Annotated in this window: 24 protein-coding genes and 1 riboswitch; of the genes, 21 read left to right on the top strand and 3 right to left on the bottom strand. The window is 28.8% G+C overall.

What is annotated here, in order from left to right:
• Positions 1-8: 8 nt before the first annotated feature.
• From K324_RS0101015 to K324_RS0101000, 4 genes are all read left to right on the top strand, one after another.
• Positions 9-794, top strand: a complete 786-nt coding sequence (locus tag K324_RS0101015; RefSeq protein WP_026747497.1) for an ABC transporter ATP-binding protein — start codon at positions 9-11, stop codon at positions 792-794.
• Positions 760-1572 (top strand): ABC transporter ATP-binding protein, encoded by an 813-nt coding sequence (locus K324_RS0101010; RefSeq protein WP_408610834.1) that lies wholly within the window; start codon positions 760-762, stop codon positions 1570-1572. Before K324_RS0101015 ends, K324_RS0101010 begins: the two co-directional genes overlap by 35 nt.
• A gap of 150 nt (positions 1573-1722) precedes the next feature.
• A complete protein-coding gene (locus K324_RS0101005; protein WP_026747495.1) occupies positions 1723-1977 on the top strand; it encodes a type II toxin-antitoxin system RelB/DinJ family antitoxin in 255 nt (84 codons plus the stop codon).
• The gene (locus K324_RS0101000) at positions 1977-2240 is read left to right on the top strand and encodes a Txe/YoeB family addiction module toxin (protein ID WP_012806210.1); all 264 of its coding nucleotides are present in this window, start codon (positions 1977-1979) and stop codon (positions 2238-2240) included. The genes K324_RS0101005 and K324_RS0101000 overlap by 1 nt, the downstream gene beginning before the upstream one ends.
• 198 nt (positions 2241-2438) lie before the next feature.
• Here the strand turns inward: K324_RS0101000 and K324_RS0100995 are convergent, their stop codons facing one another.
• A complete protein-coding gene (locus K324_RS0100995; protein ID WP_026747494.1) occupies positions 2439-2882 on the bottom strand; it encodes a MarR family winged helix-turn-helix transcriptional regulator in 444 nt (147 codons plus the stop codon).
• Positions 2883-2894: 12 nt separating this feature from the next.
• Complete coding sequence (locus tag K324_RS0100990) at positions 2895-3302, bottom strand: SRPBCC family protein (RefSeq protein WP_026747493.1); 408 nt, start codon at positions 3300-3302, stop codon at positions 2895-2897.
• Between the two features lie 160 nt (positions 3303-3462).
• Positions 3463-3646: riboswitch (cobalamin riboswitch) on the top strand.
• Between the two features lie 194 nt (positions 3647-3840).
• Here K324_RS0100990 and K324_RS0100985 point away from each other — a divergent pair.
• From K324_RS0100985 to K324_RS0100910, 16 genes are all read left to right on the top strand, one after another.
• A complete protein-coding gene (locus K324_RS0100985) occupies positions 3841-4548 on the top strand; it encodes an energy-coupling factor ABC transporter permease (RefSeq protein ID WP_026747492.1) in 708 nt (235 codons plus the stop codon).
• Complete coding sequence (locus tag K324_RS0100980; protein ID WP_026747491.1) at positions 4548-4850, top strand: energy-coupling factor ABC transporter substrate-binding protein; 303 nt, start codon at positions 4548-4550, stop codon at positions 4848-4850. The genes K324_RS0100985 and K324_RS0100980 overlap by 1 nt, the downstream gene beginning before the upstream one ends.
• A complete protein-coding gene (locus tag K324_RS0100975) occupies positions 4837-5529 on the top strand; it encodes a CbiQ family ECF transporter T component (protein WP_026747490.1) in 693 nt (230 codons plus the stop codon). Before K324_RS0100980 ends, K324_RS0100975 begins: the two co-directional genes overlap by 14 nt.
• The gene (locus K324_RS0100970; protein ID WP_026747489.1) at positions 5522-6328 is read left to right on the top strand and encodes an energy-coupling factor ABC transporter ATP-binding protein; all 807 of its coding nucleotides are present in this window, start codon (positions 5522-5524) and stop codon (positions 6326-6328) included. The genes K324_RS0100975 and K324_RS0100970 overlap by 8 nt, the downstream gene beginning before the upstream one ends.
• The gene (locus K324_RS0100965; RefSeq protein ID WP_026747488.1) at positions 6325-7668 is read left to right on the top strand and encodes a cobyrinic acid a,c-diamide synthase CobB; all 1344 of its coding nucleotides are present in this window, start codon (positions 6325-6327) and stop codon (positions 7666-7668) included. Before K324_RS0100970 ends, K324_RS0100965 begins: the two co-directional genes overlap by 4 nt.
• 634 nt (positions 7669-8302) lie before the next feature.
• Positions 8303-8947, top strand: coding sequence for a precorrin-8X methylmutase (locus K324_RS0100960; RefSeq protein WP_026747487.1), 645 nt, complete (start codon positions 8303-8305; stop codon positions 8945-8947).
• A gap of 33 nt (positions 8948-8980) precedes the next feature.
• The gene (cbiD, locus tag K324_RS0100955) at positions 8981-10105 is read left to right on the top strand and encodes a cobalt-precorrin-5B (C(1))-methyltransferase CbiD (RefSeq protein WP_026747486.1); all 1125 of its coding nucleotides are present in this window, start codon (positions 8981-8983) and stop codon (positions 10103-10105) included.
• Positions 10077-10292 carry a hypothetical protein gene (locus K324_RS15650; RefSeq protein ID WP_026747485.1) on the top strand — a complete coding sequence of 72 codons (216 nt, stop codon included), beginning with the start codon at positions 10077-10079 and terminating at the stop codon, positions 10290-10292. Before cbiD ends, K324_RS15650 begins: the two co-directional genes overlap by 29 nt.
• A 204-nt stretch (positions 10293-10496) precedes the next feature.
• Positions 10497-11741, top strand: coding sequence for an ATP-binding protein (locus K324_RS0100945; RefSeq protein WP_026747484.1), 1245 nt, complete (start codon positions 10497-10499; stop codon positions 11739-11741).
• A gap of 31 nt (positions 11742-11772) precedes the next feature.
• On the top strand, positions 11773-14064 hold the full coding sequence (locus K324_RS0100940) for a DUF262 domain-containing protein (RefSeq protein WP_026747483.1): 2292 nt from the start codon (positions 11773-11775) through the stop codon (positions 14062-14064).
• Positions 14065-14089: 25 nt separating this feature from the next.
• Positions 14090-14809, top strand: coding sequence for a precorrin-2 C(20)-methyltransferase (gene cobI, locus K324_RS0100935; RefSeq protein WP_026747482.1), 720 nt, complete (start codon positions 14090-14092; stop codon positions 14807-14809).
• The gene (locus K324_RS0100930) at positions 14782-15675 is read left to right on the top strand and encodes a hypothetical protein (protein ID WP_026747481.1); all 894 of its coding nucleotides are present in this window, start codon (positions 14782-14784) and stop codon (positions 15673-15675) included. Before cobI ends, K324_RS0100930 begins: the two co-directional genes overlap by 28 nt.
• Before the next feature lie 46 nt (positions 15676-15721).
• Positions 15722-16405 (top strand): hypothetical protein, encoded by a 684-nt coding sequence (locus K324_RS0100925; RefSeq protein WP_026747480.1) that lies wholly within the window; start codon positions 15722-15724, stop codon positions 16403-16405.
• 61 nt (positions 16406-16466) lie between these two features.
• Complete coding sequence (locus K324_RS14090; protein WP_026747479.1) at positions 16467-16865, top strand: DUF1016 N-terminal domain-containing protein; 399 nt, start codon at positions 16467-16469, stop codon at positions 16863-16865.
• Complete coding sequence (locus K324_RS16280) at positions 16840-17022, top strand: hypothetical protein (RefSeq protein ID WP_026747478.1); 183 nt, start codon at positions 16840-16842, stop codon at positions 17020-17022. Before K324_RS14090 ends, K324_RS16280 begins: the two co-directional genes overlap by 26 nt.
• The gene (locus tag K324_RS0100910; RefSeq protein WP_026747477.1) at positions 17015-17347 is read left to right on the top strand and encodes a winged helix-turn-helix transcriptional regulator; all 333 of its coding nucleotides are present in this window, start codon (positions 17015-17017) and stop codon (positions 17345-17347) included. The genes K324_RS16280 and K324_RS0100910 overlap by 8 nt, the downstream gene beginning before the upstream one ends.
• A gap of 16 nt (positions 17348-17363) precedes the next feature.
• Here K324_RS0100910 and K324_RS0100905 read toward each other — a convergent pair whose 3' ends face one another.
• Positions 17364-17777, bottom strand: a complete 414-nt coding sequence (locus tag K324_RS0100905) for a pyridoxamine 5'-phosphate oxidase family protein (protein ID WP_026747476.1) — start codon at positions 17775-17777, stop codon at positions 17364-17366.
• A 271-nt stretch (positions 17778-18048) separates the two neighbouring features.
• Between K324_RS0100905 and K324_RS0100900 the strand changes: the two genes are divergently transcribed.
• Entirely contained in the window at positions 18049-18714 is a 666-nt protein-coding gene (locus K324_RS0100900; RefSeq protein WP_026747475.1) for a hypothetical protein, read from the top strand.
• The last annotated feature ends 15 nt before the right edge of the window (positions 18715-18729 follow it).

The following is an 18729-nucleotide window of genomic DNA, read 5'->3' as shown; positions in this document are numbered from 1 at the left end:
GAGAATTTATGTTGGAGATAAAAGATTTGACAATCCAGTATGGAGAAAAGCCTCCAGTGGTTGAAGATTTTTCTCTTTCATTGAAAAAAGGTGAAATAATAGCAATTGTAGGGGAAAGCGGTAGTGGAAAATCTACCGTTCTTTCTTCTATTTTAGGACTTTTACCAAATACTGGGAAAATAATTTCAGGCGATATAGCTTATAACGGTAAATCAATGCTTAAAAATACCCTTAGTCAATGGAGGGAACTAAGAGGAACTGAAATAACTATGATTTCACAGGATTCAGGAGGAACTCTTAATCCAATAAGAAAAATAGGAAAACAGTTTGTTGAATACATTCAGACACATTCTAAAATGTCAACAAAAGAAGCTGAAGAAAAAGCAAAAGATATGTTTTCTAAAGTAAACTTGCCAGATCCTGAAATCATTATGAAAAGCTATCCGCACCAGCTATCAGGTGGAATGAAACAGCGTGTAGGAATAGCAATGGCACTTACTTTTCATCCAAAAATTATTCTGGCAGATGAGCCAACGAGTGCATTGGATGTGATAACACAGGCTCAGATAGTGAAGGAAATAATGGAATTAAGAAAAGCGTTTGACACTTCTATCATAATGGTAACTCATAATTTAGGAGTTGCCGCATATATTTCTGATAAAATAATTGTTATGCAAAATGGAAAAATAGTCGATGCAGGCGATAAAAATGCAATTATAAACAATCCAAAAAGTGAGTACACGAAAAAACTTTTAGCAGCTGTGCCTGAAATTGGAGGTGAGCGACTTGTCTAATATTAACGATATAATTCTCGAAACAAAAAATCTTACAAAAATTTATGAAAAATCAAATAATAAAAAAGTTATAGCTTGTAACAATATAAATTTGAAAATCCGAAAAGGTAAAACTTTGGGAATAGTAGGAGAATCAGGCTCTGGGAAAACAACACTTGTAAATATGCTTATGGACTTGGAAAAACCAACTTCTGGAGAAATTTTGTATCACGGAAGGGATATAAGCAAGTTTACAAAAAAAGAAATATGGGAAAATAGACAAAATATTCAGATAGTCTTTCAAGATCCATGGACAGCCTTCAATCCCAAAATGAACGTTATGCAAATCTTGACAGAGCCTCTGATGAACTACGGAAGATTAAAAAAATCAGAAAGAAAGCAAAAAGCGATAGAGCTTCTAAAAATGGTTGATTTACCCAAAGAATTTGTAACAAAATATCCACAAAATATGAGCGGAGGACAAAGACAAAGGCTTGGAATCGCAAGAGCAATTTCGCTTGAGCCTGAGATACTTATATGCGATGAGGCAACTTCCGCACTTGATGTTTCTATTCAAAAAAACATAGTGGAACTTCTTGTAAAGCTACAAAAAGAAAAAAACATAACAATGATTTTTATATGCCATGACATAGCGTTAATAGAATCTTTTGCACATGAAATTGCTGTAATGTATCACGGAGAAATTGTAGAAATGGTAGATGGAGGACAAATTTCTGAAAAAGCGAAACATCCATATACGAAGTCGTTGTTGAGTGCGATATTTCCTGTGCGAGGATAGATGGTGGAGGTTAAGTAATTTTTTATGAAAATGAAAATTTTGAAGAGCGAGAAAATACTGCTCTTTTTTATTACTTATGTAACAAAAGTTTTGCTTATTATAATTTTTATGTTATAATAGTTATATATTTATATATTAGGAGTAATAAAAATGAGTAAAACAACTTATGCATTTAAATTAGACGATAACTTAAAATTTGATTTGGAAAATGTCTGTGAAGAATTGGGAATAACATTGCCTGTTTTTTTTACAATGGCAGCCAAAAAATTGGTTAGAGAGAGAAAACTGGAAATTGACTTGTCAGAAAAAGATGATTATTTCTACAGTGAAGAAAATATTGCAAGACTTTTAAAAGCAAAGGAACAAATTGAAAAAACTGGTGGAACAATTCATGAGGTGCTGTAATGGTAAAAAGATGGTCTGATGAAGCATGGGAAGATTTTCTTTTCTGGCAGAAAAATGATAAGAAAGTTTTCAAAAAAATATTGGAACTTATAAAAGATATTGATAGAAACGGATATACTGGTATTGGAAAACCTGAAGGATTGAAACATGAACTGTCTGGCTACTGGAGCAGGAGAATTAATGAAGGAAATAGAATTGTTTATAAAATAGAAAACGGCGAAATCTGGTTTTTACAATGTGGTTCTCATTATAAGAAAAAATAAAAGTATGCTTTCAATCTTTTCTTTGAAGATGCTCTTTGTGCTCTGTTTTCTGATTTTAGTTTTTGAACAAAAAAAAGAAGGACTACAACATTTGATGTAAATAGTCCATTGGATAGATTACTGCTTTATTTTTTGAATTTTAAATATAATAATAAAAATGATAATTTTGATATATTCATTAATTATAAATAATACTTCTTATTCTTCATTTAGTCTAACAAGAAAATGTTTAAATTGTTCTTCATCGGTATCTAACTTTTTGAAAAAAATTTCATCAATTTGTTCAATTAATGGAACGGCTTTTTGTAATATTTCTTCTCCTTTTTTGTTCAAAATAACAGCTTTTGCCCTTGTATCTCTTGAATGTTCTTTTCTTTTTACAAAATCATGTTTTTCCAATAAACTTAATATTTGAGATACTGTCATAACATCTATTCCTGAGAGTTTTGAAATCATAACTTGCGTGACTTCGTCGCTGTCTTGTGATAAATAAGCAAGGGAAGCTAAAATAACAAATTGAGGGTGTGTTAAGTTCATTTTCTTTAGCTCTTTTTTTATCATAGAATGCCATTTATTGTATACCCTCATAAATAACAATCCTGTTGATTTTTCTGAATTATCTTTATATTTTGATGTAAACAAGTACCAGTCACCTTATCTTTCCAAGTGATTTTTTAGAATAAATATAGATTGAGGGACATCTGAAAAAACTTGACTTAAAAATTCTAAATGCTGTTCATCTTCACTGTCTAAAATTACAGTATGTTTTATATTTATGCTTCCATCATTGTTATCAATTATTTGATGACCAAAAAGAATATCTCCAAATGAAGTTTCTGTTTTATCCCAAAATTCTTCAAAAGGTTTTACGAGAGTAAGTTTATATTCCATAGGGGGCATTCCTTCAAGTTCCATAGTTCCATATGAACCTGTCTTAAATTCCCCCTTTAATGTGATATTTTTTAAGTCTTTTTCCCAGTCATACCATTTTTCAATATTTGCATAGTATTCCCACGCATCTTCTTTTTTTGCTTTGATTTTTAAACTAAAACTAAATTCCATTGTATTTCCTCCTTATTATTATACGTACACTTATTATAAATTATTTTACAATATTTGTCAACAATATTTTGGTATATTCCAATATCATATTAATAAATTATTTAAATTTGAAAAAAATATATTTTTTCAGGGTTGACAAACATAAAAAACAGAGTATACTAATAACAGAGAAATTATAGGTGTTTTACCAAACTTAATAAGGAAATCGGTTAGAATCCGATACAGCCCCCACTACTGTGAAACTGATGAAAGTACACGATACCACTGAAATATTCTGGATATTTTGGGAAGGGTACGAGTAGGATGAAGTTAGTCAGGAGACTTGCCTAATAATTTTTATATAAAATTTTCTGGGAAGGGAAGATTTGATATACATCAATAAAAATAAATCAACGGTGATTTGTTCCATAAAATAATATTATACAGTGATGGTATAGTGATTATTATGGAAGTTTTGACGTGTATTGGATTCAGCTTTGGCTGATTTTTTTTTTTGGAACTTGCCGAAGGTTAAATTAAATTTGGAGAAGGAGAGAAAATGAAAAAGAGAACATTATTGTTTTTAGTTTTAATCAGTATGCTGTTAATAGGCGTAAATGGTTATTCAATGCACATTATGGAAGGTTTTTTACCTTTAAACTGGGTTATAGTATGGTTTGTGGTTTGTATTCCGTTCTGGATTATAGGGATAAAGAAACTTCAGACTGTTTCTAAAGGAAGCGTGCAGGATAAGATGACACTTGCATTAGCAGGAGCATTTATATTTGTGTTATCTGCACTGAAAATTCCGTCAGTTACAGGAAGTTCATCACATCCAACAGGAGTAGGGCTTTCGGCTATATTATACGGACCTTTTGTAACTTCCATTCTTGGAACGATCGTATTAATATTTCAAGCAGGATTGCTTGCTCACGGAGGATTTACAACTCTTGGAGCAAATACTGTTTCGATGGCGATAGCAGGGCCAATTGTTTCGTATTTGATTTATAAGAGCCTTGCTAAGAAGAATAGGGCAGTTGCAATATTTTTGGCTGCAGCAATAGGAGATCTTGCTACATATGTGGTTACATCTTTACAGCTTGCACTTGCATACCCATCACCTCAAGGTGGAATGTTGGCTTCATTTATCAAATTTGGAGCGGTGTTTGCAGTAACTCAGATTCCTCTTGCTATCATTGAAGGGCTGCTTACAAATGTAGTGATGAATATACTTGAAAAATACAATGTAAAAGGGGTGGAAGCATAATGTCGGAAAATAAGAACAAAAGTGTATTTAAAAAGAATATTATTTTAATAATTGCAATAATTTTAATAGGTGTCATTCCTTTATTTCTCGTAAAATCTGAATTTGGCGGTTCTGATGACAAGGGAGAAGAAGTAATAAAAACTATAAAACCTGATTATGAGCCATGGGCTAAAAATTTAATAGAATTACCAGGAGATGAAACTGAAAGTCTGCTGTTTGCATTACAGGCAGCATTAGGTGCAGGAATTGTAGGATATGTATTAGGCTATTTCAAAGGTGAAAGAAAAAATGCTGATAGATAAAATATCTTATACAAATCCCATAAAAAATATAAATCCCGGAGTAAAGTTTATATTGTCAATGACGACATTAATATTTTTACTTTATACTGGAAGTAAAATAGTATTTGTTTTTAATTTTATACTGTTTAATTTACTTCTTTTATTTGTCGTAAAAGTGAAAATAGGTGACTTGTTAAAGCTGAACTTTATTCCGGCTTTATTTATTTTAACGACTGTAATTTCGCTGCTACTTATAAAGGCGGATATATGGACATTCTTACTTCGTTCATTTTCTTCGATAACAGTAATTTATTTCCTTATCTGCTCAACGCCTGTTATAGATCTGGATTATATATTTGAAAAAATGAAATTTCCTAAAATATTTAGGGAAATGTTTCTGTTAATTTACAGATATATATTTTTATTATTTGATAATAAAGAAAAGTTGCAGAATGCACAGGAAGTAAGGCTGGGATACAGCAGCTTTAAAAATGGGATGAAGTCATTTCCGATGCTGGTAGTCGCCATATTAAAAAAAACATACTACTATAATCTGAATTCTATAAAGGCTGTGGAATCACGGATGGGAAAAGAGTTTATCTTTTCTCATAGAAAATATAAAAAAATTGGGTTTGAAATAATTTTTGTAATAATAATATTTGCAATAAACTTATATCTGGTGGTAAAATACAATGCTTAGACTTGAAAATATAACCTTTTCGTATGATAAAGAAACAGAGGCTCTGAAAGATATAACTTTGAATATTGAAAAAGGTAGAAAAACATTATTTCTTGGGGAAAATGGCTCAGGAAAATCAACTTTATTTTTAATAATGAACGGACTTTTGCAGGCGCAAAAGGGCAGTATCTATTTTGAAGGGGAAAAAATAAAACATAAAAAAAAGGATTTGGAAGATCTGAGAAGAAAAGTTGGGATAATTTTTCAAGATCCCGAAATACAAATTTTTGCTCCTTTAGTGTTTCAGGAAGTAGCCTATGGGCCTGAAAATCTTGGCTATTCCAGTGAAAAAGTGGAAGAAAATGTAAACAGGGCAATGGAAGAAATCAATATAACAGATTTAAAAGATAGACCTTGTCATCATCTGAGCTATGGACAGAAAAAAAGGGTCTCAATAGCTGCAATTACAGCAATGGAGCCAGAACTGCTCATTCTGGATGAACCAACTGCGTGGCTTGATTCTAGAAATACAAAAAGAGTGTCAGAAATTTTGGATAACTTTTCCAAAGCGGGGAAAACGATGGTAGTATCAACGCATGATACTGATTTTGCCTATGAATTTGCTGATTATATCTATGTGCTTGAAAAAGGGAGAATTGTACGGCAAGGGAGCAGGGACGAGGTTTTTGAGGATTTTGAATTTTTGAAGAAATTAAATTTGAATATTCCAAATGTACTGAAAATAAAAAGCTATCTCAAGTATAAAAATCTTGATGAAAATGATTACTATAAATTTTTGGAGGAAAAAAACTTGTTATGAAAAAAATACTTATATCAGGAGCAATGAGTGGTAGTGGGAAAACTACAGTAAGCAGCATATTAATGTCGGCTTTTGAAAACGTGGCACCTTTTAAGGTAGGTCCTGACTACATTGATCCTGGCTATCATGAACTTTTCACAGGAAACAAGTCTTATAATCTGGATGCATTTATGTTTGACGAAAACACATTAAGGCATATATTTGAAACAGGAGCAAAAGGCAGTAATATCGCTATAGTCGAGGGAGTTATGGGGCTTTATGATGGAATTGGGCATGAAAAGGATAATTTTAGTACAGCTCATGTATCAAGAATACTTGATATTCCAGTAATTCTCGTAGTTAACGCAAAAGGAATCTCCACAAGTATAGCTGCCGAAGTTCTGGGTTTCAAATTGTTTGACAAAAATGTTAAAATAAAGGGTATTATTTTAAATAATGTTTCTTCTGAAAAGCTATACTTGAACTTGAAGGAAGCGGTAGAAAGATTTACAGGGATAGAATGCGTAGGATATTTGCCGAAAAATGAGAAATTATCGGTGGAAAGCAGACATTTGGGGTTGAAACAGGCTTTTGAACTGAAAGGTTCAAAAGAACTTGAGGAAAAGAAACAGCTGTTTAAAAAAATTGCACAAAATTGCTTAAATTTGGAAAGAATTTATGAAATAGCAGAAGAATTTCAAGTTAAGGGAGATATGGACTGTTTTGAGCCAATAAAAGGCTTGAAGGGCAAGTATAAAGGAAAACGTGTGGGAATTGCCAAAGATAGGGCATTTTCCTTTTACTATGAGTCAAATCTTTCGCTTATGAAATTCTCAGGCTTGGAAATAGTCGAATTCAGTCCTATAAAAGATGAAAAAATACCGGAAAACCTGGATATGATCTATCTTGGCGGAGGCTATCCCGAACTTTACTGGAAAGAATTGTCTGAAAATGTTTCCACGAAGAAAAGCATAAGGCAGGCTTATGAAAATGGAGTAAAAATCTATGGAGAATGTGGTGGATTTATCTATTTGACGAATAAGCTGAACTTGCTAGATGGAAATAGCGGGAATTTCTGCGGAATTATAGATGTGGAAATTTCCATGAAAAACAGGTTAAATATCGGAAGATTTGGATACATAAATATAAAAACTGAAAATGGGATTTGTACAAAAGGACACGAATTTCATTATTCAGAAATTTCTGTAGACAATGAAAAGGAAAAATTTTTCAAAATAGAAAAAAACGATGGAAGAAATTGGGTTTGTGGATATAAGAAAAAGAGCCTGCTGGCAGGTTATCCGCATATTTCTTTTTATTCAAATATAGAATTTTTTAAATATTTAATAGAAGAGTTGTAGTTAAAAATTTTATGAAAAAAATTTTTATTAATAAATGCTTTTTTTGTAATTTTCATATATTTTTTATGTAAAAGTAATTAGTCTAATAGGGTTTAATTTCGGATTATTTTGTTTAATAACAGTTTTTACTATTTTTATTATATTTTTTCTTTTTTTGCAGGATTGCTCATTGCCGCAAATTCTACACCTATGGCTAGACTACGACTTTTATTTGTCCAACTCCGAAACTCCTCCTTTCAGTCGTCAGACAGTCGTAGTTGAACAAATAAAAGCTCCGTCAGTTTATTAAAACTAAAATATAATTTTTCGTTTTTTAAATAGGGAATAATATAAAATTGTCGTGATTTTTTGGAAATGAAATTGACTGTTTGAGCGAAGTTTAACGTAGCGAGTTTCGATTTTATTTTCAAAAAATGCTTAGACGAGCCGGGATTGTAAAGGGGATGGCGACTGATTTCCTTTACATTAAAAAAAAGAAAAAATATTGAAGTAAAAGAAAAAAATATATATTAACAATAATTTATTTTATCAAAGTTTAAATAAAAACCATCAAACATTAAATTGAATAAGTGAAAATAAATTATCAAATACACCTAAATAAAAATAAAAAATACAAAAAAAGGAGAATGAATTTATGTCATATATTAAAGATCCGAAAGGGATAGAAGTTAGAAGTTTTGAGATAATAACGGAAGGGTTGGGGAACAAAGTTGATCATTTTGCTGAAAATGAGAAACCGATTGTGAAAAGGCTTGTGCATACTACTGGGGATTTTGGTTATGCAGATATTACAGAGTTTCATAATGATGCTGTAAATTCGGCTATGGAAGCGATAAAATCAGGGTGTAGGATATATTGCGATACAAATATGATTGTTACTGGATTAAATAAAATGGGACTTTCGAAATTTGGATGTTCGGCATACTGCCTTGTAAATGACGAGGAAGTGGCAAAAGAAGCTAAGGAAAGAGGAATTACAAGATCAATGGTTGGAATTGAAAGAGCAGTAAAAGATAAGGATACAAAAATATTTTTGATTGGAAATGCTCCAACAGCATTATTTAAACTTCTTGAAGAGATAGATAAAGATGGAGCAGAAAAACCTAAATTGATTGCAGGAGTGCCAGTAGGCTTTGTAGGATGCCCTGAATCAAAGGCGGCACTTTCAGGTTACGATGTGCCGTTTATAAGGACTAACGGTACAAAAGGCGGAAGCACAGTGGCTGTGGCAGTATTGCACGGAATATTGTATCAGATGTTTGAAAGAGATAGATATTAAATACAGAATTTAAAATAAAAAGGGGAAGTGAAAATGGAAGAATATGTATATTTTAATGGCAAGAAGCTAAGATATGGCTATACAACGGGAAGTTCTGCAACCGCAGCTACAAAAGCCGCATTAATATATCTTCTAGATAACGAAAGAAATGATATATCAGAAGTAACTATCGAACTTCCCTCAGGAAAACCCTTGACAATAAAAGTGGATTCATTAAAAATAAAAGAAAATTACGCTTTGGCATCAGTCTTAAAAGACGGTGGAGATGATCCTGATGTTACCCACGGTTTGGAAATTTTTTCAAAAGTAAATTTGAGAAATGACTCAAAAATAAATATCTTTGGCGGAATAGGAGTTGGAAAAGTTACTAAAAAAGGGCTTCCTATCGCTCCTGGAAATTCCGCAATAAATCCGGTACCCTTAAAAATGATAAGACAGGCTGTGGAAAGTGTATTGCCGCAAGGTATGGGGGCAGATGTGGAAATATTTGTTCCAAAAGGTGAAGAAACTGCTAAAAAGACATTGAATGCAAAACTTGGAATTATTGGTGGAATCTCGATCCTTGGGACGACTGGGATAGTAAAGCCAATGTCGGAAGAAGCGTGGAAAGCGTCGCTTGCTATCGAGTTAAAAATGGCTCTTGAAAATTCAGAAAATGGAGAAGCTATTTTTTTATTTGGAAACAGGGGGAAAAAATATTTAACTGACAACTTTGAGGATAACACTTCTCAATCGGTTGTAATAAGCAACTTTGTGGGCTATATGTTTGACAGGGCATGTGAATTTGAGGCAAAAAAAATTTACTTTATTGGTGAACTTGGAAAATTTGTGAAAGTTGCAGGAGGGATATTTCATACACACAGCAGGGTTTCTGACGCAAAAATGGAAATTCTCACAGCGAATGCGCTGCTTGTAGGCGAAAACATGGAAAACCTAAAAAAGATAATGGCTTCCAACACAACCGAAGAAGCTACAAAATACATTGAAAAAACAGAAGTTTACGATCTTCTGGCAAAAAAAGCCAAACAGAAATGTGAAGAATATTGCCGAAGAAACGGTTGGGATCTGGAAGTGGAAACACTTATTATTTCTGCTGAAAGAAAAGAGCTGGGAAGCAGTAAGAACTTTTTTGATAATTTTAAAAGAAAAGGGCTTTAAGGATATAGAAGTTGTTACGGTTGTTGTTAGCAGATTGAAAAAATCAGACAATACTATGATGTTTGGAAAAAATACTATTTGTATAGTAGATCTGTTAGACAGCCTAAGTTTTTTATTTTCACAAGGGGTTAATACCCCTTGTTTCAGAATATTTGTTTTATCAAATTCTAAATGCAAGTTTAATTAAATTTATGAAGAAATAAAAGCTGGTAAAACCTCATTGATAATTTTTAAATTATAGGATTACATTCCTTAAAAAATTAAAAATTCTAAAATTTAAGGAATACATTCCTTAAATTCTATTAATTTATAGAAAAATAGGATTACATTCCATAAAATTTGATTTTTGAATAAAAAAGGGATATAATTTAAAAGGAAATGAGGTGTTAAAATGATAAGAATAGATAGAAAAGAATATTTAGATATTTTAGTAAAATCAAAAGACAGACAGATAATAAAGGTTGTGTCTGGTGTAAGAAGATGTGGAAAATCCACTCTTTTTGAGATATATAAAGATTTTCTGCTTGAAAATGGAGTTGCAAAAAATCAGATTATATCCATAAATTTTGAAGATATGGATTATGAAGAACTTACAAATTACAAAAAACTTTACGAATATATAAAATCTAAAATAATTGAAGATAAAAGGAATTACATATTTTTAGATGAAATTCAGCATGTGGATAAATTTGAAAAAGTTGTAGACAGCCTTTTTATAAAAGAAAATACAGACCTGTATATAACAGGCTCTAATGCCTATTTTATGTCGAGCGAGCTGGCAACCCTTTTAAGTGGGCGTTATATAGAACTGAAAATGTTGCCTTTATCATTTAAGGAGTATTATCAGGCTAAATTAGAATATGAAAAAATGGAGCAAAAGGAAAATAAAACGTTAAAAACACTTATACAATATTATAATGAATATATAGTAAACAGTTCATTTCCTTATACTTTACAGTTAGACAGTGATTTAAAAAATATACATGAATATTTAAGTGGAATATATAACTCAGTGCTTTTAAAAGATATAGTTGCAAGATTGAAAATTTCAGATGTAATGAGACTTGAAAGTGTTGTGAAGTATATATTTGATAATATCGGTAATTTGACTTCGCTTTCAAAAATAGGGAATACTTTAACTTCAATGGAAAGAAAAACAGATGTAAAAACCATTGAAAAATATATTAGAGGGCTTACTGACAGTTTACTTGTACATGAAGTTAGCAGATATAATATAAAAGGGAAAGAATTTCTATCTACATTATCAAAATATTATGTTGCAGATTTAGGGCTTAGACAGATGATTTTAGGTAACAGAAATATAGATATGGGGCATATACTGGAAAATATAATTTATCTTGAACTGATTAGAAGAAAAGGCAATGTATATGTTGGGCAGTTTGATAAAAATGAAATTGATTTTGTTATTGTCAATTCAAATGAAATTGAGTATTATCAGGTTGCTTTGACTGTCTTAGATGAAAATACTTTAAAAAGGGAACTGGATGCCTTTAAAAATATTAAGGATAACTATCCGAAGTATCTTGTAACTTTAGATGATGTAATGGTGAATACTGACTATGACGGAATAAAGGTTATAAATGCTCTGGAGTGGTTATTATTTTCTAAAGAATAAATATTGAAATTATAAAAGGAGAAATAAGAAAATGAAGAATGATTTTTTAGAACCAGACAGTTTTAATCTTGTCAATTTATTTGAGAATGCTAAATATAGTGTTCCAGTATATCAAAGACCTTATAGTTGGACTGAAAAAGAAATAAGAAAATTATTAGATGATATCTTTTTAATTTTTGATAATAAAGATAATTTACAAAATGAAGAGCTGATTTTATTTATGGGAACTTTATTTCTCAGAGTAGGGAAAAATTTTAAAAATAAATATACTGAATATGAAATTGTTGATGGACAGCAACGAATAACAACTTTTACTCTTATACTAATGGTTTTATTAAATCATTTTTATCAGGAAGGAATAGAAGATGACGAAATAAGAGAAATAGAAAATTTCTTTTGGAAGAAAGATAGTAGAGAAAGGGATAAAGAAAAAAGAGTTTTGACATTAGGAAGTGTTGAACAAAAAATATTAAATGAGCTATTTAATCAGCTATATGATAAAAAAGATCTTATGGAATTTATAGAAGAGAGGCAAAATAACTTTGAAATTGACGAGATAACTAAAAATCTTTTAAAAAATATAGTATTCATTGATAACTTTTTTAAAGAAAAATATTTTTCAGAAGATAGTTCAGAGAAATATCTTGATTTTTTTGATTTTTTTGAAACTAATATAAGATTTATAGCTATTAAAGTAAATGTTAATTTAATGAAACTTTTCAGTATATTTGAATCTATAAATGCAAAAGGTAAAAAACTTGAAGAAGTAGATCTAATTAAAAATTATATATTCCAGAATATAAAAGAAGAAGATTACAAAGAATATTTAGAAAAATGGGGTAATTTAATAATAGAAACTTCAGATAACTTAATGGATTATATAATTGTGTATGTACGCGCGAATATGTCATACTATAGAAATAAAATAAAACTCGAAAATTTTAAAAAAATAATTGAAGAAGATGCTAAAAATTATTATAAAACAACTCAAAATGATAAAACAATAAAGAAATTTATAGATGAATTGAATAAATATTCAATTTACTATAGAATTTTGCATGATAAAACACTTTCTAGAGAAATTTTAGAGAAAATATCTAAAAAAATATTAGTTTTTTATGAAATGAATAGAATAATGGAATATTCTCATACAAAAGCATTATATTTTAAATTATTAACTTTATATAAAGAAAAGAAAATATCAGAGGAGAAATTTTTTAATATTGTTGAAGTTGCATTCAAATTCATTCTCACTTATCAAAGTATAGGAAGTCGTGAAAGTAAAAGAACAATAGGAGTTTTCGCTGATGTTCAAAATAAAATTTATAATTTTCTAAATGAAGATGATTTTCAAAAAAATATAGAGATAGAAATAAAAAATATTTTTTATAGAGAAATCAACAAACAGCTAATAGATAATGAAAGTTTATCCAAAAGTATAAAAGCATCTGCAACTTATCATAAATATCCAAAAGTAATAAAAATTATACTGGCTTATTTAGAAACATATGGAGAAAAAGGTATTGACTATGATAAATTTTATACGCTTTTAAATTCTATTGAAAGTTTGCAGTTAGACCATATTTTACCACAAAATCCTAAAAAGGATAATGATAATTTTTCATATTATATTGAAAATGATAATGTAATTTTTAAAAAATTTCAGGATTTTAATGAAAATAAAAAGGAGTTATCTTTATTAAAGGATGATTTTTATAAAGAATATTTAAATCGGATAGGGAATTTAAGATTAATATGGGCAAAGGAAAATAATAATAAGTCAAATGCAGTACTTTATCAAAATAATATCTCTTTCAAAGAAGATGAAAGGGAAATTAATACATATAAACAAATTAAAAAGAGAGAAGAGGAACTTATAAAGGAAATTTTAGATAAAAATGTCCTTTTGAGTACGGATAATATTGATATTCAAGAAACCATAAAAGATGAAACGACATTGAAATTTTATGAGGAAAGTCGTGATTATAAAAATTTAGAACCTATGTCTTTAGAAATTTTTGATAGCAGGATAACTCTTAATGAGTTTACTTATGCAAATCTACTTGTAGAATTTTATCAAAATCTTTATGATAACGAGAAAGATAAGTTTTTAAGAATAGCTCAAAATAATTTTAAACTTCCTAGAGCTAAAAAAACATATATATCTATGGATAAATCTATGATAAAAAGTAAAATGAAAAATATAGGAGAAACAGTATTTTATGAAACTAGTTTTTCATCTGAGCAGATTATAAAAATTATATTTGCTTTAAAAGAAGAAATGAATTTACAAAATCTAGAAATAATTTTGAGAGATAAATAATAGAGTTAAGGGAAGTGAATGTATAATGAAAAAATTTTACGGAATAGGAGTAGGAGTAGGAGATCCTGAAAATATAACAGTTAAAGCAGCAAAAAGACTGCATGAAGTAGATGTGATAGTACTGCCTGAGGCAAAAAGTGGAGAAGGAAGTACAGCTTTTAATATTGTAAAAGAGCATATAAAACCAGAAGTAGAGCAGCTATTTTTGGAGTTTCCGATGATAAGGGATGTAGAAGCAAGAAAAGTTTTTCGTAAAAATAATGCGGATGTAATAAGTGCTGAATTGGAAAAAGGTAAAAATGTAGCGTTTTTAACAATAGGTGACCCAATGACTTATAGCACTTATACTTATGTATTGGAACATATTTCAGATGATGTGGAAGTTGAAACTATTGCGGGAATAACTTCATTTAACAGTGTTGCAGCTAGACTGAATGTGCCTTTGATGATTGGCGATGAAGATTTGAAAGTAGTGTCTGTTAATCGAAAAACTGATATTTACAAGGAAATTGAAAATAATGATAATTTAGTTTTGATGAAAATTAGCCGAGATTTTGAGAAAATAAAAAAAGCGATAATTGAAACTGGGAATAAAGAAAATGCTGTAATTGTTTCAGATTGCGGGAAAGATAATGAAGTTGTTTATTGGGATATTGAGAGTGTAGAGGAGGTTCCTTATTTTTCGACGATGATATTGAAGAAGGAAGGAGTTAAGGAGTGGAAGAGATTTCTAAAAACACTTTAAGGAAAATAAAAATAGCAAAGTTTATAATTCTTCAAATTTTATTTTTTGCATTTTATTTTTGGGTTGGAAAATATGATTGGGATTACGGCTTTGATTTACCATATCGTATAGTTTTTGAAGGAATATCTTCGGTAGTAGCAGGCGTATTTTTTGGTTTAATATTTTATTTATTAGGAAAAAGTAAAGAATATGAAAATGATAAAATTTTGAAATTGCCAATATTTTTTATAATGTTATCAGTAATATTATTATTTAGAATAGATATTATTGGAGTTATAAAATTATGTTTTTTCAACGGATTATTCATTTTAGGAATATTTAGAAGTAAAATAAAGATTAGAAGTTATTTATCTAAAATTTCAAAAATCATATTATGGTTTATTGTAATGTATTTTTTAATTCCTATTCTTTCAATTATTTTTTCAATCTTTTTTTTAATAATAGAAAGTATTTTGAGAATTGAGGGAAGTTTTGGTCAATACAGAATTTTAGTTCCATTTTTTCTTATCAATGTATTTTTTGGACTTTTTATAAAAAAATATTTTGATAAAGAAGAAATTGAAGTTGTAAGAATATTGACAATAACAGGCTGTCTAATAATTATGGGAATATTTATTTTTATGGGCTTTAACTGGTACAAAGAAGATTATCAAGCAATAATTTATGCTTTTCCGTATAAAGTTTTGATGTATTTAGAAGAAGGTGAGAACAGCATTGAAAAATTTGGAATTATAAAGACGCTGGAGTCGAGGTATTTTATTTATGCGATGGTTGTTAATATGGGATTTTATTTGGGAACTTTGAAAATAAATAATAAAAATAAAAGGAAAAATTGTGTTGAAAACAAGATTGATGGGGATATTTAATAAGAAGTAGTTAAAATTTAAGAACTAAAAGAAAGAAGGAATTATTATGAAAAAAATATTATTTGTTTTGTTACTTGGAGTAGCAATTCAAGGACTAGCAGAAACAATTGTAAAAGGAACTTATGATACAAAGAAAAAAAGATACATAGAATTAAGTCAAATTTTTGAAAAGGAAATAAATTTGAGTTATGTATTGCCGAGTGATAAAAAGAATATAGTAACGTATAAAACTGAAGATTATGATATTTTAGTGAGAAAAAGTGATTTGTTAGAATTATACAATAAAAATAGGGATAAAAAAGAAAATAATATAAAAAATAATATCTCGGATAAAGATAAAAAATTGGATTATGTTCGTAATTATATTGCTGAATTGGTGGAAAACAACAAAGCAGTTATTTATGAAAGAAAAACGAAAAAAGAAATAAAAAATATTGTAAAAGTAAAATACAATAACAATATTTACTATGATGCGGGAAGAGGTTCAAATTACGACGGTTATAAATTTTATACAGATAAAAGTTTGTCACAGGAAATTATGAAATTTGATATTATAACACAATTTGGAATTGCTCTTCACAGCAGTTTGGGGGATAATCCGTATAATAGGGAATTGACAGAAAAGGAAAAAGAATACAGAGAAAAAAATGGAAATCATTTTGAAGAATTAAAGGCACTGTATAAGAAAGCCATTCAAAATCCGAATGTTGAACAAAAAATTAGTTATTAGTTAAATATGTTTGATAAGTTATAAATTATTTTTAGAATTTAATATAAATAGGGGGAGAAAAATGAATAAAATTGAAAAAGGAATTGAAAGTAATATGGTTTATTTGCAAATCAAAGAATTGATGGAAAATGCAAGGAAACAGGTGTCTGTAAAGATTAATAATATTCTTGTGCAGACTTATTGGAAAATTGGGAAAATTATTATAGAAGATGAACAGAAAAATAATGAGCGAGCGGAATATGGGAAAAAACTTTTAAAAGAATTGTCAAAAAAATTGACAAAAGAGTATGGAAAGGGCTTTTCAAAATCAAATTTATTTAATATGAGAAAATTTTATTTGAAATACCAAAAATTCTGGACAGTGTCTGGAAAATTGAGCTGGTCTCATTGTTGTGAGATTTTGAGTATATCTGATGATAAAGAAAGAGCATTTTATGAAAGAGAATGGTATTCAGTCTGAATATGCACTAGGTGGACTTTCTAATCAGATTTTTGCTTCAAAATACACATTGTATATCCCTAATAAGGAAGTGCTTGAAAATGAGGTGGAAAAAGTTTTGAGGGAGTATGATAAGAAAATAAAATTAAAAGGAATAGAAAATGATAATTTTGAATAAAAAAGAATTACCAAAGTGTTCTGTTGAAATAACACTTTCTTTAATTTCTAATAAATGGAAAATACTTATAATAAGAGATTTACTCGATGGAACAAAAAGATTTGGAGAGTTGAGAAAATCTATAAATGGAATTTCTAATAAAGTTTTGACATACAATTTAAGAGAAATGGAGGAGGACAATCTTCTTGTAAGAAAAATTTATCCTGAAGTTCCTCCAAAAGTTGAATATTCTCTTACTGAAACAGGTTACAGCTTAAAGCCGATACTGGAAAGTATGGACAAATGGGGTGTAAATTACCGAGAAAAACAAAATACGAATAACTGAAATTGTATCGAATTAATTATGGTTTTTCAATTTTAAAATTTTCATTGGTATAAGTTTTTAAATCAAAAGTCCTGATTTCTTCTACATCAATATAAAAAAGTTCAAAAATAGGATTATCAGGAGTTTTAAAAAGTTCCTTTATTGCTGGATATTTATTTAAAACTCTTGTTTTAAGATCAATATCATCAGTAAAATGAATATTTCCATTTACAGATACAAATGATAAATAATCTTCTGAATGAGAGAGAAAAGAAACATAAGGACATTTTTTTAACTGTTTGTAAACGTTTTTATTATTTGTAGTTGCAAGATATACTTTGTTCTTTTCAGAAAACAGATATTGTAAAATTCTTGTTTTAGGCTTATTATCATCGAGTGTAGCTAAAATTCCGTAAGAGTTTTCTTTTAATATTTTATTATAATCAACCATTTTAATTTCCTCCAGATATATTTTTTGAGTTAGCTAACTATGTTAATTATAGCTTAAAATAGAAAAATTGTGAAGAAGGTACATTTTTATTACAAGGTAACAAGATGGTAACTTTAAGAGGGAAAGAGTTATATAAATTTTATTTATTAAATAACAATGTATAGCTTATGAAATATGCAGGAAGTAAATATTTGATATTTGAAAAGTAAAAATAGTTAAAAATAATAATTTATAATTTGATAAAAAATAAATAACATGAAAAGAGAAAAAGTTGGAAATAAAAAGAAAAGTCTATGATGATAAGGATTGGTATGAAGAATATATTCAAGTTTTAAAAGATGGAAAAGAAATTCATTATGGTGAAAGTTTTGATTTTCCAAAATATGAAAATGGAAATTATGTTTTTTATTTAAATTATGGAAACATAGAATATTACAAATTTTTTAAAATTTATTTGAAAAAATGGAAAGATAAAATTTATTTTATTCCGAAGTATAATTTTTGTGATGATAAGGTTTATGGATATTCACCGTTGGAATTTTTAGAGAATGAGATAAAAGAAATTTTAGAGAATAAGGAAGAAATTAGTAAAATCAAGAAATTGACAATAAAGGATATTTTGTGTGAATGGGCATGTAATAGTCAGTTTAGAGAATTTTGCAATAGTTTTGAAGATTATCAGAAAAAAATGGTTAATGAAATTTATTTTGTGGATAACGAGATAATTAATAACGATATTTCAAGAAAATTTGAAAAGATTTTTGGAATAAAAAACAAAAAAATAGAAAAAATAAATGTTGAAGAAGTTGAAAAACTTGATAAAATATCCGTTTATCTTGAAAATGGGAAAGTCTGGGAAGCATTTTTTAAGAAGGATAAAAAAATATATTTGAATACAGAAATATCAGTAAGTTTTGAAATAAATGAAATATTATAAAAATAGAAAATTAAT

Source organism: Leptotrichia trevisanii DSM 22070 (assembly GCF_000482505.1).
GTDB lineage: Bacteria > Fusobacteriota > Fusobacteriia > Fusobacteriales > Leptotrichiaceae > Leptotrichia > Leptotrichia trevisanii.
This window is presented reverse-complemented; position numbering and strand designations above follow the sequence as displayed.

Excerpts from the sequence above, each read along its gene's own strand:
- K324_RS0101015 (WP_026747497.1), top strand. The coding sequence starts at position 9 with ATGTTGGAGATAAAAGATTTGACAATCCAGTATGGAGAAAAGCCTCCA.
- K324_RS0101005 (WP_026747495.1), top strand. The coding sequence starts at position 1,723 with ATGAGTAAAACAACTTATGCATTTAAATTAGACGATAACTTAAAATTT.
- K324_RS0101000 (WP_012806210.1), top strand. The coding sequence starts at position 1,977 with ATGGTAAAAAGATGGTCTGATGAAGCATGGGAAGATTTTCTTTTCTGG.
- K324_RS0100990 (WP_026747493.1), bottom strand. The coding sequence starts at position 3,302 with ATGGAATTTAGTTTTAGTTTAAAAATCAAAGCAAAAAAAGAAGATGCG.
- K324_RS0100985 (WP_026747492.1), top strand. The coding sequence starts at position 3,841 with ATGAAAAAGAGAACATTATTGTTTTTAGTTTTAATCAGTATGCTGTTA.
- K324_RS0100980 (WP_026747491.1), top strand. The coding sequence starts at position 4,548 with ATGTCGGAAAATAAGAACAAAAGTGTATTTAAAAAGAATATTATTTTA.
- K324_RS0100975 (WP_026747490.1), top strand. The coding sequence starts at position 4,837 with ATGCTGATAGATAAAATATCTTATACAAATCCCATAAAAAATATAAAT.
- K324_RS0100970 (WP_026747489.1), top strand. The coding sequence starts at position 5,522 with ATGCTTAGACTTGAAAATATAACCTTTTCGTATGATAAAGAAACAGAG.
- K324_RS0100965 (WP_026747488.1), top strand. The coding sequence starts at position 6,325 with ATGAAAAAAATACTTATATCAGGAGCAATGAGTGGTAGTGGGAAAACT.
- K324_RS0100960 (WP_026747487.1), top strand. The coding sequence starts at position 8,303 with ATGTCATATATTAAAGATCCGAAAGGGATAGAAGTTAGAAGTTTTGAG.
- cbiD (WP_026747486.1), top strand. The coding sequence starts at position 8,981 with ATGGAAGAATATGTATATTTTAATGGCAAGAAGCTAAGATATGGCTAT.
- K324_RS0100945 (WP_026747484.1), top strand. The coding sequence starts at position 10,497 with ATGATAAGAATAGATAGAAAAGAATATTTAGATATTTTAGTAAAATCA.
- K324_RS0100940 (WP_026747483.1), top strand. The coding sequence starts at position 11,773 with ATGAAGAATGATTTTTTAGAACCAGACAGTTTTAATCTTGTCAATTTA.
- cobI (WP_026747482.1), top strand. The coding sequence starts at position 14,090 with ATGAAAAAATTTTACGGAATAGGAGTAGGAGTAGGAGATCCTGAAAAT.
- K324_RS0100925 (WP_026747480.1), top strand. The coding sequence starts at position 15,722 with ATGAAAAAAATATTATTTGTTTTGTTACTTGGAGTAGCAATTCAAGGA.
- K324_RS14090 (WP_026747479.1), top strand. The coding sequence starts at position 16,467 with ATGAATAAAATTGAAAAAGGAATTGAAAGTAATATGGTTTATTTGCAA.
- K324_RS16280 (WP_026747478.1), top strand. The coding sequence starts at position 16,840 with ATGAAAGAGAATGGTATTCAGTCTGAATATGCACTAGGTGGACTTTCT.
- K324_RS0100905 (WP_026747476.1), bottom strand. The coding sequence starts at position 17,777 with ATGGTTGATTATAATAAAATATTAAAAGAAAACTCTTACGGAATTTTA.